The sequence below is a fragment of the Arthrobacter sp. CG_A4 genome (genome assembly GCF_035985125.1).
In the GTDB taxonomy this organism is placed as follows: Bacteria; Actinomycetota; Actinomycetes; order Actinomycetales; family Micrococcaceae; genus Arthrobacter.
On the sequence record NZ_JAXCID010000022.1, the window covers coordinates 1 to 15,292 of the forward strand.

At 64.5% G+C, this 15,292-nt stretch carries 19 protein-coding genes and 1 pseudogene; 12 read left to right on the top strand and 8 right to left on the bottom strand.

The window, feature by feature from the left end; genetic code table 11:
- The 3 genes and pseudogenes from RCH07_RS10800 to RCH07_RS10810 all read right to left on the bottom strand — a co-directional run.
- The coding region (locus RCH07_RS10800) for a PAS domain-containing protein (RefSeq protein WP_326967471.1) at positions 1–541 on the bottom strand (541 nt) is incomplete at its 3' end.
- A gap of 1 nt (position 542) precedes the next feature.
- Positions 543–920, bottom strand: a complete 378-nt coding sequence (locus tag RCH07_RS10805) for a PAS domain-containing protein (protein WP_326967472.1) — start codon at positions 918–920, stop codon at positions 543–545.
- Positions 921–1,062: 142 nt separating this feature from the next.
- Positions 1,063–1,308 (bottom strand): annotated as a pseudogene (locus RCH07_RS10810) (transposase); the annotation flags it as partial.
- A 244-nt stretch (positions 1,309–1,552) separates the two neighbouring features.
- Between RCH07_RS10810 and RCH07_RS10815 the strand changes: the two are divergent.
- Complete coding sequence (locus tag RCH07_RS10815; protein ID WP_326967473.1) at positions 1,553–1,918, top strand: tyrosine-type recombinase/integrase; 366 nt, start codon at positions 1,553–1,555, stop codon at positions 1,916–1,918.
- On the opposite strand, the gene RCH07_RS10820 is transcribed toward RCH07_RS10815, so the two are convergent.
- Complete coding sequence (locus RCH07_RS10820) at positions 1,919–2,380, bottom strand: hypothetical protein (protein ID WP_326967474.1); 462 nt, start codon at positions 2,378–2,380, stop codon at positions 1,919–1,921.
- Positions 2,381–2,621: 241 nt separating this feature from the next.
- On the opposite strand from RCH07_RS10820, the gene RCH07_RS10825 reads away from it, so the two are divergent.
- Together RCH07_RS10825 and RCH07_RS19295 are read left to right on the top strand one after the other, a co-directional pair.
- Entirely contained in the window at positions 2,622–4,604 is a 1,983-nt protein-coding gene (locus RCH07_RS10825) for a vWA domain-containing protein (RefSeq protein ID WP_326967475.1), read from the top strand.
- A 77-nt stretch (positions 4,605–4,681) separates the two neighbouring features.
- Complete coding sequence (locus RCH07_RS19295; protein WP_442784811.1) at positions 4,682–5,014, top strand: acyltransferase family protein; 333 nt, start codon at positions 4,682–4,684, stop codon at positions 5,012–5,014.
- Here the strand turns inward: RCH07_RS19295 and RCH07_RS19300 are convergent.
- Together RCH07_RS19300 and RCH07_RS10830 are read right to left on the bottom strand one after the other, a co-directional pair.
- Entirely contained in the window at positions 4,950–5,396 is a 447-nt protein-coding gene (locus RCH07_RS19300) for an abortive infection family protein (protein WP_442784812.1), read from the bottom strand. The two genes, RCH07_RS19295 and RCH07_RS19300, sit on opposite strands and share 65 nt — an antisense overlap.
- A 242-nt stretch (positions 5,397–5,638) precedes the next feature.
- Positions 5,639–6,289 (bottom strand): helicase associated domain-containing protein, encoded by a 651-nt coding sequence (locus RCH07_RS10830; RefSeq protein ID WP_326967476.1) that lies wholly within the window; start codon positions 6,287–6,289, stop codon positions 5,639–5,641.
- A gap of 211 nt (positions 6,290–6,500) precedes the next feature.
- Here RCH07_RS10830 and RCH07_RS10835 point away from each other — a divergent pair, with 211 nt between their 5' ends.
- Positions 6,501–7,082 (top strand): DNA-binding protein, encoded by a 582-nt coding sequence (locus tag RCH07_RS10835; RefSeq protein ID WP_326967477.1) that lies wholly within the window; start codon positions 6,501–6,503, stop codon positions 7,080–7,082.
- Positions 7,083–7,353: 271 nt separating this feature from the next.
- Here the strand turns inward: RCH07_RS10835 and RCH07_RS10840 are convergent, their stop codons facing one another.
- Positions 7,354–7,641, bottom strand: coding sequence for a hypothetical protein (locus tag RCH07_RS10840; protein ID WP_326967478.1), 288 nt, complete (start codon positions 7,639–7,641; stop codon positions 7,354–7,356).
- A 649-nt stretch (positions 7,642–8,290) separates the two neighbouring features.
- Between RCH07_RS10840 and RCH07_RS10845 the strand changes: the two genes are divergently transcribed.
- From RCH07_RS10845 to RCH07_RS10880, 8 genes are all read left to right on the top strand, one after another.
- The gene (locus RCH07_RS10845) at positions 8,291–9,538 is read left to right on the top strand and encodes an IS110 family transposase (RefSeq protein ID WP_326967479.1); all 1,248 of its coding nucleotides are present in this window, start codon (positions 8,291–8,293) and stop codon (positions 9,536–9,538) included.
- A 556-nt stretch (positions 9,539–10,094) separates the two neighbouring features.
- Positions 10,095–11,450: a ParB/RepB/Spo0J family partition protein gene (locus RCH07_RS10850; protein WP_326967480.1), complete on the top strand. Its 1,356-nt coding sequence runs from the start codon at positions 10,095–10,097 to the stop codon at positions 11,448–11,450.
- A 756-nt stretch (positions 11,451–12,206) separates the two neighbouring features.
- Positions 12,207–12,476 carry a glutaredoxin family protein gene (locus RCH07_RS10855; protein WP_326967481.1) on the top strand — a complete coding sequence of 90 codons (270 nt, stop codon included), beginning with the start codon at positions 12,207–12,209 and terminating at the stop codon, positions 12,474–12,476.
- Between the two features lie 5 nt (positions 12,477–12,481).
- Positions 12,482–12,646: a hypothetical protein gene (locus RCH07_RS10860; RefSeq protein WP_326967482.1), complete on the top strand. Its 165-nt coding sequence runs from the start codon at positions 12,482–12,484 to the stop codon at positions 12,644–12,646.
- Between the two features lie 50 nt (positions 12,647–12,696).
- Entirely contained in the window at positions 12,697–13,113 is a 417-nt protein-coding gene (locus RCH07_RS10865) for a hypothetical protein (protein WP_326967483.1), read from the top strand.
- Positions 13,110–13,370 carry a ParB family protein gene (locus tag RCH07_RS10870; RefSeq protein ID WP_326967484.1) on the top strand — a complete coding sequence of 87 codons (261 nt, stop codon included), beginning with the start codon at positions 13,110–13,112 and terminating at the stop codon, positions 13,368–13,370. The genes RCH07_RS10865 and RCH07_RS10870 overlap by 4 nt, the downstream gene beginning before the upstream one ends.
- Positions 13,367–13,990, top strand: coding sequence for a thermonuclease family protein (locus RCH07_RS10875; RefSeq protein WP_326967485.1), 624 nt, complete (start codon positions 13,367–13,369; stop codon positions 13,988–13,990). The genes RCH07_RS10870 and RCH07_RS10875 overlap by 4 nt, the downstream gene beginning before the upstream one ends.
- A gap of 9 nt (positions 13,991–13,999) precedes the next feature.
- Positions 14,000–14,257 carry a chemotaxis protein gene (locus tag RCH07_RS10880; protein WP_326967486.1) on the top strand — a complete coding sequence of 86 codons (258 nt, stop codon included), beginning with the start codon at positions 14,000–14,002 and terminating at the stop codon, positions 14,255–14,257.
- Between the two features lie 433 nt (positions 14,258–14,690).
- Here RCH07_RS10880 and RCH07_RS10885 read toward each other — a convergent pair whose 3' ends face one another.
- The gene (locus tag RCH07_RS10885) at positions 14,691–15,122 is read right to left on the bottom strand and encodes a hypothetical protein (protein WP_326967487.1); all 432 of its coding nucleotides are present in this window, start codon (positions 15,120–15,122) and stop codon (positions 14,691–14,693) included.
- Positions 15,123–15,292 lie beyond the last annotated feature (170 nt).

Sequence of the window (15,292 nt, forward strand, 5' to 3'; positions counted from 1 at the left end):
CGCCCACGTTGAAGATCTGGATGACGCCCCGCTCATCGGTGGCCATCTGCCAGAAGTACGCGCTCTTGACGATGGCGTCCGACAAGGCACTGCGGGCCTTGGCTTCGGTGTTGTCGGTGCCGATCAGCAGGTAGCCGATGATCTCGGATCCCGCATCACGCAGCGCGGTCACCGAGACGATGGCCGGGAAGCGGCTGCCGTCCTTGCGGACATAGGTCAGCTCATAAATGTCCTCGATGCCGCGTTTGGCCTTGAAGACGAGCGCCTCGAAACCGGGCTCGATGGGCGTGCCCAGCTCCGCGCTGAGCTCCGCGGCCCGTTTGATGAGCTCGCGCGGGTCGGACATGTCCGCGGGGGTGATCCGGTTGACGACCTCGAGCGCGTCATAGCCCAGCATCGCCTCGGCGCCCACGTTGAAGATCTGGATGACGCCCCGCTCATCGGTGGCCATCTGCCAGAAGTACGCGCTCTTGACGATGGCGTCCGACAAGGCACTGCGGACCTTGAACAGATTGTCGTTGCTCTCTTCGATGACCGTCATGTCAGCCCTTCGTGAACCCGTTGGTCACGTGCTGGGCAGCAGTGAACACGCCCAGCACGTTGCCGCCGGCGTCGCCGTAGGCAGAGGCGTTGTACAGGACCTCGGTCAGCGTCCCGTCCCGGTGCCGCAACGTCAGCGGGTAGTCTTCAGCCATCTCCTGCTCGAAAGCCAGCTGGTAGATCCTGCCGGCTTTCTCGGGGTCGATGAAGTAGTCGGAGAACGGGGTCCCGATCACCGTCTCGCGGCGGACGCCGGTGACCTTGATCATGGCCTCGTTGGTATCGGTGACCATGGCGTCAGGGCTGATAGCCACCAAAGAGTCCAGGCTCGACTCAATCCTCGACCGGGAAGCCTCAAAGGCCTGCAATCGCTTGGTCACGTCCGCTTGGCCACGTCGCATCGACAGCGCCCCCCTTAAAGTCATCACCGGAGGCTCGACACGGGCAGTATCAGAGCCACATAGAACCCTACGCCAGAACCTCAGAGGTTCAAGTCCAAATGCGTGGATGCTCCTATCTTTGTCAAGCGGCGGTTGGTGATTTCTGGTGGCGGGCGGCGAGTTCAGTTGTGGTTTCCTCCTTGCCTGTCGGGACGAGGGTGACGCGTGAGCGGCTGAGGACGTCGAGGCCGAGGTAGCGGCGGCCTTCGATCCATTCGTCGTGTTGTTCGGACAGGACGGCGCCGACGAGACGGATCAGGGACTTGCGGTCGGGGAAGATGCCGACGACGTCGGTGCGGCGGCGGATCTCTCGGTTGAGGCGTTCCTGCGTTTTCTTCAGTCCGGGGGTCAGCCAGGCGTCTGACGTGGGCTTATGTGTTGTGGACGGTGTCTTTGACGTGGCTGCTTGACGTGTTTCACTCTGGTTATCGGTGTCTGATTGTTGTTCAACTGTGATTTCCTTGGCCTGATCGGGTGTCTTTGTCCGGCTGGCTTGCGCGCTGGTCGCCGAGAGCATGGGCGAGTCGGCGACGGAGCTTGTGTTTTCCTCTGTAAGCGCGCGGACGCGTTCGTTGGCTGTCGATGCCGCACTGTTCACCACCAGCACTGGCCGGCGTCTCAGCCGTGACGCGATCGAGCACCGCATCCACCACACCATCATCACGGCCGCGTCGTCCTGCCCGTCGCTGGTCGGAAAACACGTGACCATGCATACGCTGCGGCACACCGCTGCGATGCGGCTGCTGCACGCCGGCGTCGACACCACCGTCATCGCCCTCTGGCTCGGCCACGAACAGATCGTCACGACGAACATTTACCTACACGCCGACATGACATTGAAGGAGGCCGCGATCGCGAAAGTCACCCCATCCGGCGTCACCGCGCCAGGACGTTACCAACCCACAGACACCGTTCTGGCCTTCCTCGCAGCGCTGTGATTATGCCGACCTTTTTGTCCCGTCCACCGCCTGGAACCTGGGATCCCAGACCAACATCGGCATAATCACAATGTCGGCATAACACGTAAACACCTGGCCCGGGGCCGTAGCCACCAGTTCAGGAACCGCCCGGGGCGGGTGTTTTGCCAGCCGACGGCGTTCCGTGACCTGGCTGTTTTCCTCCAGTACGCGGTAGAACGTCGACAGCGATCCCAGATAGATTCCCTGGTCCAGCAGCTTGGTATAGACCTGCATGGGTGCCAGGTCCACGAACTCGAGAGAGTTCAGCGCCGCCAGGATCCCGGAGCGCTCGGCGGCGCTGAGCTTGTTCTGCGGTACCACCGGGACATGGTCCCGCAGTGGGGCCGGTTTCCGGTTCGCGGTCGTCCGGGAAACACCCGTCAATGATGCTGCCCGGCGCGAGGGGATCTTCAGTTCCAGCATCGACCGGTACGTGGTCATCAGCGTTTCCTGGACCGGGGCCCGTCCGGCATATCCTCTGAGGCGCTCTCTAAGAACGCCTGTAGTTTTCCCATCAATTCCAAGGCTGCCTCGGTCTTCTGCAGCCGGCTCTCGCTCACCTCTAACTGGCGGCGCAAACGCGCGTTCTCGGCCTGATCAGCCGACAGTTCAGGTGCTCGCGCGCCCAAATTCCCGGTAGGTTGGAGTCGACTCTTACTTCCCACCGCCGTGAAAGGGCCACATGTCCGGCCAACCGCCCCGCCAGTCCCTGTTCACCCGAACTGCCGCCGCGGCAGCAGCTCTGCTGCTCGCCGTCGCGCTGGTGCCGGCCGCGATCTTGCTGCCGACGCCGCCAGCGGCGGCAGCAGAACAGTCCGTACCCGTCATGGTGGTGCTCGACGCCTCCGGCTCCATGATGCAGGACGACGCCCCCGGCCTGCGGATCGACGCCGCAAAGTCCGCGGTGAAGAAACTCATCGGCGCCGTCCCGGACTCCGCCCGGATGGGGCTGATGGTCTACGGGACAGGTACCGATTCCGCGCTATCCTCCAAGACCGCCGGTTGCGCCGACATCCGGACCCTGGCGCCGGTGGGCGCGGTGGACAAGGCCGCGCTCACCACCGCCGTCGACGGGATCAAAGCTTCCGGCTACACCCCGGTGGGGGCGTCCCTCCGGGCGGCCAGCGAGGCGCTGGCCGGCGTGAAGGGCCCGCGGTCCATCATCCTGGTCTCTGACGGCATCGATACCTGCGCCCCTCCCGCCGCGTGCGACGTCGCCAAGGAACTCGCCGCCGCCGGCACCGAGCTGAGCATCCACTCCATCGGTTTCAAGGTGGACGCCTCCGCCCGTGCAGAACTCGAATGCATCGCCACGGCGACCGGAGGCACTTACTCCGACGCCCGGGACGCGGCAGCCCTCACGGACGAGCTCACTATCCGGACCACCCGGGCCATCGGGGTTTACGAAGCGCAGGGCACCCCGATCACCGGTGGCTCGTCCCCGGCGGACGCCCCGCTGCTGTCCGCCGGGCAGTACCTTGACGTGCTGGAGAAGGGCTCGGAGAAGAACAGCACGGCCGAGGCCGGATCCACCCGCTACTACAAGGTCCAGCTGGCCCCGGGCGAGCGTGCCCACGCTGCCGCGACACTGCTGGTTCCGCGGCGCGGCGAGACGGACACCTCCGGCACGGCCTACCTTTCCGTGTCCTTCGTGGACGCGCAGGACGAGTCGTGCCTCCTCCAGGACACCGAACACGCCAACTCCAACCAGTCCTTCCTCTTTCCGCCGACGGCGGCGCTCAGCACTCCAGCGCTGGGCGAGGACGCAGGGGACAAGTGCTTCGGGGCGGACGGCAAGGGCGAGGCCTTCCTGAAGGTGGAGCGCTCCGGCAACTGGGCCTGGACCAAGGAACTGCCCGTGGAGCTCCTGTTCGCCACCGAGCCTGCCGGCGACACCAAGGGACTGCCGGACGCATACCCGGCCTCGCTGCCCCCGGTTGTCCCGGCACCCGGCGGAACCGCCGCCCCGGTAACCGGCGGACCCAGCTACAACACCGCCGCCGAGCTCAAGCCCGGCCTGTTCTCCGATTCCCTCCTGGGTGCGGAAACAAAGTTCTACAAAATCCCCGTGGGCTACGGCCAGCGGCTCAGCTTCAAGGCCACCGTGACAGCCGACGGCGCCTCCGCCGGGGCGGTCGGCAAAAGCCTGAACCTTGCCCTCTTCAACCCGCTGCGCCAGGAGACTGAACTGGCCCGCGGGAGCGACAAATACATCTCCGGCAACTCGCTGGTCTACACGTTCATCCGCACCGGCGACAGCCTGGCAGCCAGCATGGCGGTCCCGGTCCGCTACAACAACCGCAATTCGAAGGACACGGGCATCGAATTGATCGCCTACCCCGGCGGGTACTACCTGGCCGCGTCGCTCGAGGACGGGTCCACCGTGGACGTCGGCAGCGAACTGGCGTTCGACCTGGCCATCGACGTCAGCGGCGACGCCGAGAACGGGCCGTTGCTGAACGCCGCGGAAGCTACCGCGGAGCCCACGTTGGCGCCCTCGGGACAGCCCTCGGCTGCGGCACTAGCCGACACCCCGCAGGCGGCGTCGACGTCGGACAGCGCCGGCCCGCTGTCGTGGGGACTGGGTATTGCCGGGCTGCTGGCAGCGGCCGCCGGTATCTTCGTGCTCCTGCGGCGCAGATCATCCCAACGGAAAGTGGGATAGCCACGGACTCGCAGAACTGCCTGCATATTGGTCCGGCAGCCAGGGGAGTAATGTAACGAACTGGTAACATAGGGCTAATGCGGTCTAAGTCTGGTCAAACAAGAGTCACGCAGCTGGATGGCCTCAGGGGGATTGCCGCCCTGGTGGTTGTTTCCTGCCACGTCGTGTCGACACTCCCGGGAATCGGGAGTGTATTCGACAACCGATCCGTGGGGCTCACCACCGCGGAGACGTGGGCTGTTTTCTCTCCGCTGCACGTCCTCTGGAACGGCACTCCGGCGGTCCACGTCTTTTTTGTGCTATCCGGCTTCGTGCTGGTCCTGCCGTTCACCAGGCCGGGCGCGGTCAGGAGCTGGGCACAGTTCTACGCCGCCAGGGCGCCCTTTCATCAGACAGGGTGTCGAGGATGAATTCGCACCATAGCTTCGCCGCATTGACCGCCAAGCGTGCATGTCGTGCACCGAGGCCACTCCGCACCACGTCGTGTCCGTGGCCCGTACCGTAGCCTGCATTTCTATGTTCCGCGACTCCTGTCGCAACCGTGCTCACGGCTCCAAGGATGCGACGGACTGAAGGGGCCCCATCTGGACCCCCAGCCTGTGTCGGATGCACGTTTAGGGCCTCTTGCGCGCGGCGGACAAGGTCCGGGACTTCTTCCCGCCCCGATATCGTTTCCCCGCGTTCCCGTAGGACTAGCTTCGCCGTGCTCTCGATAAGTTCCTTTGCAGAACCGATAGCTTGGGCAGGGTCTCCGTGCCGGACTGCGCGACTTATCCGGTCGAGATGTTCCAAGATCGGCCTCGGGGACCATCGGTACAGCCGTTGGCGCTAAGCACTTGATCATGGTCATCTATTGCAGGCGATCGACGTTGTGCGGAGGTTCGTCGGAAGATCCTCGATCACTGGTGGGGCGGCTATTGTCAGTCTCATGCCAGTGGAATTTCGGCCTCCGGTGGGCGGGGTTGCACGCCAGTGGGGACAGCCTGAGCTGTGCGGAGGGCTCCACCTGCCCACAATGGGCACAACCCGCCCGGTCACCTGCGGGGTGGGCGGCCCCGGGTGCGCCCGGCCTGCCAGCCGGGGACGGCTTCATCCAGGAGCTTGATCTTGGCCGGGTCGAGTTCGCCGCGGCGGCGTTTGTATCGCTGGGTGTGGATCCACACTCCGAGGGTGTGTTCCCGTTCTGAGGCGTAGTGGTGGTGGCGGGGCCAGTCGTTGCCTTCGGCGCGGAAGTCCACGAGCTGGGCGAGTCGGTCGTGCCATCGGGCTTCGTCCGTAGCTGCTCTGTGGTTCCCGGCCCACCCGGGAAGCCGTGCGAGGCCGTCACGGTAGGCCGGGTCCAGAATGCCTTCGGCTGCTTCGCGCCGGCGCTCGGACAGCCACCGGGCCATTGACCGCTCACCTTTGTCCTCGGAGCGGTGGCGGGGGAGCCGGCCCTCGGCCGAGATCCAGGTGAGGATCTCTTCCATGCGGGCAATGTTCTTGGGGGAGGGGCTGGTTTTGACGCCAGCGACGGCTTGGTGTGCGGCTTCGAGTCCCGGATCCCGGCGGCGGGCGATCACCAGGTGATGCCCGACGGTGGCCGGCTCGGCACGCACGAGGTCAGCGATGCGTTGCCGGCTCAGCCCGAGCCGGTACATCAGCACCCATTCCGCGTCAGGAGCGCGCCGCAACCGCCTGTCCATAATGGACCCCATCCTGTCACGGCCTCCCCGCAAGGCGGGCCGGCTACGTGGGGGCAAAGATACGGGCTCCCCGGCGTCCGCCGGCCCCCGGCTGCCGGGGGCGCGTAAAGGGCTGACGTGGCCGGCCCAGCTCGACGGCGGTATTGCTAAGAAGTAGTAGGAGTAGTAGTTTTGGTACTACTCCTACTACTACTTTTTTGAGGTTGTCGCCGTGGCGTTGAGTGTGAAAGACCGTGTGTTTGCTGCTGCGGAGCAGATCAGTGCCGAGCGCCGGCCTACCGTCTCGACGGTGCGGGCGGCGGCGGGTGTGAGCAACGCCGACGCCACGCGCTATCTGAAGGAGTGGGTGGAGGAGAAGCAGGCCGCGGGAGGCCGTCTCGCCGCGACGCCGGCAGCGGTGCTGGAGCAGGCGGCGCGTCTGGCCGGGGCCTGCTGGGCCGAAGCGTCCACTGTGGCGGATGAGCGGCACGCCGCTGCGGAAGCGGTCTGGGCGCAGGAGAAGAAGGATCTGGGCCTGGAGATCTCCGAGCTCGTCGCTGACCTGGACAAGGTCACCGCCGAGAAAGATGCCGCCGTCGCCGAACTCACCGCCCGGGTCACCGCCCTCGATACCCAGGGCGCGGCGATGGAAGCGCAGTTGGAGCAGGCACGCGCAGCCGAACAGCAGGCCAGCAACACCGCGGCCGACGCGGCGGCCAGGGTGGCCGCGGCCGAGGCCCGGGCCGAGACCCTGCAAAAGGCGCACGACGCGCTCCTGCAGCGCATCGTGCCCGAAACCCCCGGACAAGGATGACCGGGCCGAACGAATTAGTGGCGCCGCCCCGGCTTTGAGCTGCGCGGAGGGGCCCCACCTGACTTCCCGGACCTATTGAGGCGAGGCAACAGGGCCTCATGGAACCGCTGACTCTCGTAAACTTCGTGCTGTCACTGACAGCCCTGGCCGCCTCGATCATCACCGACCGGGCCCTCTCCAGGACCCGGGCCGGGCAGGACTCTTAGACCGGCACGGGGCCGGGCCGCCCGCCGGCCGGGCCGCCCGCCGGGCGGGCCGGCACTGCCGCCCGTTACCTTTGCGGCTGGGCTCCCGCTGCGGGGAACTCCCGCAGCGTTGCTGCGACTGCCCTGGCCGCTGCCGGGTTCTCGGTCCAGGACCGGCCCGTGCGGGTGCAGGCATGGAAATTCGTCAGCTCAGATGCCTCCGCGGCCGCCGCAAGCTCAGCCCACGCCTCTTGAAGTTCTATGAGTTGTTCGGCTGTCAGCGGCTCCAGCGTCTCCGGGCCGCCCTCGGTGGGGACGGAATCACCCTTGCCCGCCGTTGCCGGGCGTTTCCTGAAAATACTCCGTAACCCCATACGCTGCCCCTTTGAATGAAAAAAGCCCGCCAGGAGGTCTACTCGGGGGGAGAAGCACCTGCAACCGGCGGGACCGTTCCACCATAGCAAGACCCTGGTTTCCGCTGCGCTCCACCCAGTTACTGGGCGTCCGCTGGCGCGACCGGCTGTTGGGGCCAGGGCGCGCCGTCGCAGAGCTCCGGAGACCCTGGCCCTGCCTTGTCTACGACGTTTTTTTGTTGCTGTCCTGCGGATTCTAGGCGTCCGCTCCACCCCGTCAAGCCCCTCCTTCGTCGGGGCCTGCGGGTGCAGGAAATGTCCCTGCGGCGCTCCTGCGTCGCTGATTTCCTCCAGGAATTTCCTCCCCCTTGCCAAGGTAGACAGGCCTCCGTCGGCCGCCGAGCAAGCGAGCTTGCCAGCAACCAAAAAACGGTAATACTGGAACCGGTCTTGGGCCGGTGTGACTCCCCAAAAAACTGACGTGCCTCCGGGCGCTGTCTTCCTGTTGATCTGTCCGCCGGTTCAAGGTCCGTCAAAGGGTGTGGAGCCAGGCGGACATGACTTCATAGGAGCCTGATTCGACCAGTCCCATTACCGTTTTGTCTGCCCACCTGGCCCGCGCCCCATTCAATCAGCCATTGAACACCCGACTGAGGGGCACCTTTCCATCTTGGCAAACGAAACAACCAATGTCATCGCCGGTATCGACACCCATGCCGACACGCACCATGTGGCCGTGATCAACGAATACGGCAAGCCCCTTGCGGACAGGGAATTCCTGGCCGTGGGCTCCGGATACCGGAAGATCGTCGAGTTCATTACCAGCTACGGCCCTGTCACCGCCGTAGGGGTTGAAGGCACAGGATCCTACGGGGCCGAAATTGCTAGAGCCCTGCGCGGTGAGGGTCTGTCTGTGCTGGAGGTGAACCGCCCGAACCGGGCCGCGCGCCGGCTGAAGGGCAAGTCCGATCCCTTGGACGCCTACCAGGCCGCTCAATCGGTACTCGACGGCCGGACCACGGCGATCCCGAAGGCCAAAGACGGTCCCGTGGAATGCCTGCGTATCCTGCGTATCCTGCGTGCCGGGCGCACATCGGCAGTGAAGGCCCGCACCGCGGCAATCAATCAGATCAAGGGCCTTCTCGTGTCGGCTCCGGACAACCTCCGGGCGAAATACCGGGGGCTTGGAACCTCGGCGATGATCACGGCCCTGCAGCGCTGCAGACCCTCGGGCCATATTGCTGACCCTGAGTACGTGTGCCTGCTGACGTTAAAGGCCCTGGCCACCCGTTGCCAGTCCCTCACGGCAGAAGTAGATGCCGCGGACGCCGCGCTCCGGGAAATCCTGGATACCTACGCGCCGATGCTCTGTGACCTTCCAGGTGTCGGAACGGAAGTGGCCAGCCAGCTCCTGGTGACCGTTGGGGACAACCCGGACCGTCTTGGGAACGAGGCCCAGTTCGCTGCCCTCGTCGGGGTTGCGCCCATACCGGCATCCTCGGGCAAAACGACCCGTCACCGGCTCAGCAGAGGCGGTGACCGCAATGCCAACCGTGCCCTGCATCAGGTGGTACTGGTGCGTATGGGTTCGTGCCAGCGGACCAAGGACTACGTGCTCAAGCGCACCGCGGAGGGCAAGAGCAAACGAGAAACAATGCGGTGTCTCAAACGCTACGCAGCCCGGGAACTCTACCGCCAGATCACCAACCCTCAGCCGGCACCAAGCAACGCCGACCTGCGCCAGATGCGCACCAAGCTCGGTCTCACTATCACGACCGCTGCCCGCGAGCTCGGTCATTGGCCTTCCAAAATTTCCAGTCTGGAACGAGGCCTTGTCCGCAACGATGCACTTGCCACGAGTTACCGCCAATGGCTAACCGATCAAGCAGCCCAAAACGTTACCGCGAACGCTGTTTGACGACGTAGGCGTCATCGTCGGCGCCAACGTGCATCGTCAAGGTGGCGCGGGCTGTCCAGCCCACGTCGGGCGGCTCCGGCGGTACGTTGACGAGCTCAAATCCCGTGTGAATCGCTCGGATGCGCGACGGCAGAGTTCCGCCGGCGCCGACGGGGCACCGCGCATGGACTGGGCCAGCCAGGAGCCCCTGGCCTCGCGTTCACAGCGCTGAACACACAGGGCCGTGGCGCGTCGGGGCGCACCACGGGCGGGCTGGAAGCCCCTCCGGCGGCCCACGAGCATACGGCTCGACGCGCTGGACGAAGGCGGGTAGATCATCGTCATGCTGACGCGGTCCTTGCTCACGTCTTGATGGTCAAAAAGTGTGACGCGAAGGACCGGAGAAGAGGCTCCATCGTCAGAGAACGTGACCGACCCGTCGTCAAATAACGTGCGCGGTAACAGCCCCAAAACACCATTTGACACCTATATGAGCATCAACGGGGGAGTCAGGGAGCAGCTGGCACGGTTACGCCGTCCCCTTACCCCGAGTCGATGAAACAAGGAGAACCACCCAATGACTGCAATCGCAGAAACCACCAAGGCCACCACCGTCCCGACGCTGGAATGGCTGGACCCGGCAACGCTGACCGTGGAGACGAACGTGCGCAAGGACGCGGCCCTGACGCCTTCGTTCATTGCCAGCATCAAGGAACACGGCGTTCTTGAACCCGTCATTGCCCACCGCAAGGACGACGGCACCGTGCACGTCCTGATGGGACAGCGCCGCACCCGCGCCGCCGTCGAAGCGGGCAGGCCCCTCATCCCTGTCATGGTGATGGACAGCCCCGAGGAAGCCGACCGGATTGTCACGCAGGTGGTGGAGAACATTCAGCGGTCGGCGCTGACCGAAGCGGACGAGGCCGACGCTTACCACCAGCTTTCGCTGATTGGTGTTTCAGCGGCATCGATCGCCAAGAAAACCGGGCGGACCAAAACCACCGTTGAGGCAGCGTTGAAAGCCAATGCGTCCGAAGCCGGGGCCGCCGCCTTGGGCAAGGGCTGCACCATCGAGGAAGCTTTGATCATGTCCGAGTTTGAAGGAGACGAGGAAGCGACCCAGGAATTAGAGTCCGTCATCATGGATGAGCCCGATCAGCTCTTTCACGTCGCCCAGCAGTTGCGGGACCACCGCGACCGCGCCGAAGCGCTTACCGCGCTGATCGCGGAACTGGAAGCCACCGGCAAGGCCATCGTGGAGGACGCCGGACACTACGCGAACGAGGACAACCTGTATGTCTCCGCCGCGAAGCGGGCAGACGGCGAGGACGCCACGGACGAAGACGCCAACGCCTACCTCATCAGCACCGATTACCGGGGCGAGCACCATGCCAAGCCCGTCATCACCGGGTGGGCTGAACTCGGTTTCACCGCCAAGCACGAGCGCTACGACGGCGGCACCGCTGTCCAGAAAGGACCGATGACCGATGAGCAGAAAGCAGAGCGCAAGACCCTGATTGAGAACAACAAGCTGATGCTCTCAGCTACGACCATCCGCCGCCAATGGGTCACGGCACTGTTGGCCAAGAAGCAGGCCCCCAAGGGCTGGCAGTACTTCACTGTCCACGCCATCACCCACCACTCCGAAACCGCCAGCGGCTACGAGGGCAAGGTAGCCACTGACATGCTCGGCGTGAAAGTCGAAGAGTCCGATGCATGGGCGTGGAACCCGCTGAGGGACCACGTAGCCAAGACCACCACCCGGCCCGAGTTCTCACTGATAGCGCTGGTCTGCGCAGGGTATGAAAAGACCATTGCAAAGGATTCGTGGCGCTCACCCGGACAGACCCACCGGGACTACCTGAACCAGTTGGTCACATGGGGTTACACCGCATCTGATGTTGAACAGATCATCATCGACAGCGGCAAGTAAGCACCACCGGGCATAGAAAAAGCGCGGACCCTAGATAAGTCGAGTATCTAGGCTCCGCGCTTTGTCCTACCCACATCCTACCGTACAAAACCGGAAAAACCCCGCGACGGGCCGGGCCGGGATTTCGAAGGACCGGAACCATGAAAACGCGGGCGGTCCGCCGCAACCCTGGGCAGCACTGCGTGTGGTCACCAGCGACGGACCGCCGTTCGAACGCGACACCTGAGCCGCCTTCCCCTGGGTGCAGCGCAGCAGTGCCCCAGAGACTGCTTCTCATCACTGATTTACCCCTCGCCCACCTAGGCACCGCAAAAGCTCTAACCTCCGGGCTTTTCCCGCACACACCTGGACCACGGGACCCGAATTGAACGACTGACCACAACCGCCAGGTCACCAATAGCCGGCCAGTCACCACGAACAACCGGCCGGCCATGGACAGCCTCCACCCGCCGGGGTACTCAAAACCCAAAAGCCGCCGTGGACCACACGGTGAACGTCCGGGGGCCACCAGGTGCCGGCTGCTGCACCCGGGCGCGGGGCCGGCTCTTAGGGTGGCTCTATTCCGAGGACCAGGAACGAGGCGGCTGCCGCCGGAAGCTGACGGAACCACCACCGTAGGAATCACCTAAAAAGAAGCAAAAAACCCTTAGATTGCGGGGCAAAACTCTATTTATTCAGTTGGATAATTGCTAAAATAGAGGTATCAAGTCAAGCAGTCGAACGAAACTCTCACTCATACGAAACCAGGTACTGAAAATGACTTCCCCCACCGCCGGATACACGGTCTACACCAAGCCGGAATGCCCCAACTGCGACAAGACGAAGGCTTACTTCGAGTCCAAGGGCATCACCTACACGGCCGTGGATATCACCGAGAATCCCGCAACGCTGGAGTACATCAGCGTCGAGCTCGGATACGCCCAGGCACCTGTGGTGGTCAGCAACTCCGATGATCAGGAGCACTGGTCCGGACTCCGCCGGGACAAGCTGGTCCAGGCCTCCATGAACCACCGCCAGGCAGCGTGAGCATCATGGCTGACGCGCAGCAGGGGGAGCGGTTCGCCCTCAGCCCGCGACGGATCACTGATGCTGACTGGTTCGGGCTCGAAGCCAACCAGGCCGGCACCATCAACGTCCCCACCCAAAACCCCTACACGGCAGTGCCGGCCCAACCGGCACCAGCAGACCGGACGTGAATACCGCCGTCCCGCCCGCCCCCACTGACCGCTACCGAAGGAGACCGACCATGACTGAATCCCACGAAGAACTGCGTTCCCGCGTCCGGGGCAGCTACACACTGGAAGCCGGAACCGAAATGTTGATCCGTGCCTTCGGTGGCCGGTTCGTTGAACCCGGCAACCCGTGGATCGATGAGGACCCCATGAGCGGGAAAACGTGGATCGACTTCGGAGAGATCCCGTCGAATGTCGGCGCTCTCTCCGGTGGGGAGCGGGAGTTTCTGATGCTCGCGGCGTCCGTGGCTGCCGATGTGCCGGTGGGAGTTGGTGAAATTCTGGACGGCCTGGACCGGCCCCTGATGGAGCTTGCCCTGGCGGCGTTCGCCCATGCCTCCGGCCTTGACGATGGTTTGTCCTTTGTGCGCGGCGAACGTCCCGGCACTCTGTACCCGTGGCCGGAAGAGACGACGCCGGATGTGTCATGACTAAACCGACGTCGCATATCACCCCGTACTTCACGCAAGACCAGGCTGACCAGGTGCGTGCTGCGCTCCAGGCCGCCGGCCGTGCCGAGGGGTACGCGTCGCTGTCTGATTTGGTGGTGGCCGCGACGATGCGTGAAGTGAAGCGCTTGCAGCGCAAGCACAACGGCGGGCGGGTGTGGCCCGGTGTGCCGGCCGGGTCGGTGCGCCCGGGCCGGCGCACCCGTGCCGAAACCGCAGCCAGTGAGGACAGGCCATGACCACCCGCCGATCACACCGCCGGCCCTTGGGGATGCTGGCAGTTCTCACCGCGGCGGCGGTGCTTCTGATGGGTTGCAATCCGTACAGCACCGGGGCGGTGACAGTGAAGGATTCCGCTGCGTCCCTCGAGGCGGCTCCGTGTGAACCGACGAGCACGTTGGCCAAACCATCCACCTTGCCCGGACCCGTTGGCGGCCCGTACCAGGTGGAGAGCGTGGTGGACGGGGACACGATCCGGATCAGCTGCAACGGATCCTCGACCCGTGTCCGATTGGTGGGCGTGAATACCCCCGAGACCGTGAAAGAAGATTCGCCGGTGGAGTGCGGCGGCCCTGAGGCCTCTGACTATCTGCGTGTCCGCCTCGATGGTGGCGTGGTGTTCCTGTTCATGGATCCGGCCCAGGGGGAGAGGGACAAGTACGACCGTTTACTGGCCTACGTCTGGTGCATCGACGGTGCCCTGGTGAACCGTGACCTTGTGGAGCTCGGCCTGGTCGAAGCCACCGGCTACGGCAAGGACTACGCCCACAAGAGCATCTTTGACGCGTTGGCTGAGAAAGCCGAGGCCGACGGCCTGGGCGTCTGGGCCTGCCCGTCACCAACCGTCCACGACCGTTAGGAGCGGCCCATGTTCATCTTCATTTTCCTCGCAGCTTTCGCGGCTGTGGCCCTGGTGGGGTGGATCATCTTTGCCCTGACCCATCCCGTCCTGGCCGGCCAAGGTATCCTGATTTTTCTGTGCAAGGCCGCCGGCGTGATCGCGCTCTTGTCAGCGCTTGGTTTCTGGATCGGCCAGGGCTTCACCCAGTCCATCCCCGGCTTCTTGTTCATGGCCGGCTTCTTCGTCGCAGCGAACAAGCTCGAGGCACGCTGGCGCAGCTGGTGAGACTCTAATGGAGTCCGCGCACGATGATCGGTTCTGGTCCAAGGTGATCAAAGGCCCGCGCCCGAACGATTGCTGGCTTTGGACCGGTGCTGTCTCCGATGACGGCTACGGACGCTACTGGATCCAGACCCATGACGGTGGACAGCAGGCCGTCCGCCCACAGAGGCATGCCCACACCCTACTGACCGGTGAGCAGCTGCCGCCGGAAACAATCCTCATGCACTCATGTGACATTCCGCTGTGCGTCCGGTCCACCGGCGGGGCGGACAGCCACACGTACCCAGGGACGCAGGCGGATAACCTGGTGGACCGTTCACAAAAAAGACGCCACGCCAACGCCCATACCTGGCGTTGGCGTGGCGTCGGCCGCGCTAACTTCGCCGCTCAGTCGCGCCTGCTGCGCGACGCGCTCAAAGCGCACGGCTGGGACGAGTCAGTGATCCGTCCCCTCATGTCCGGCCGCGACCCCGACGCCCCTACCCTCTTCTGACCCGGTCACATCCGTGCCGCCCTGGTCAACGCCTGTCTTCTTTTTGCCTGCTGCTACGTCGATGCTGCGCACGTAGGAGACGCTGACGTCCAGGAGCTCGGCGACGCCTTGGCGCGTCTCACCGGTAGCGAGCATCTTGACCACCGTCGCCTTCGCGTCTTCGGCGGCGGATTCGGCGTCCCGCTTCGCTGTTGCGATCAGCTCCGCAGCCTGCTTCTCCGCATCCTCAACCATGGCATCCGCCATCAGCTTTGATGCGTGGTAGTCCGTTGCAAGGGATTGCAACGTCGCCTCACGCTCGCGCCGCTTCGCGGCCAGCTCCTCCGTCTTCCGACGTGCCTGAACCATCATCGAATTGCGTGTCTTGCCAGCCATCACGGCCCCCTAGGTGTGGTGTGCTTTCGAACTACGTTGCTGCCATTCTGGCAGAGAACACCGACCTTCGGCACCTAACGGTTACACGGCCGACTTCCGGCGCCTGAGCCAACCGGGTCGGGACGTGCGGGTGTCGGTCCGATGGGGCGCGGCAACAGTACCGATCACGA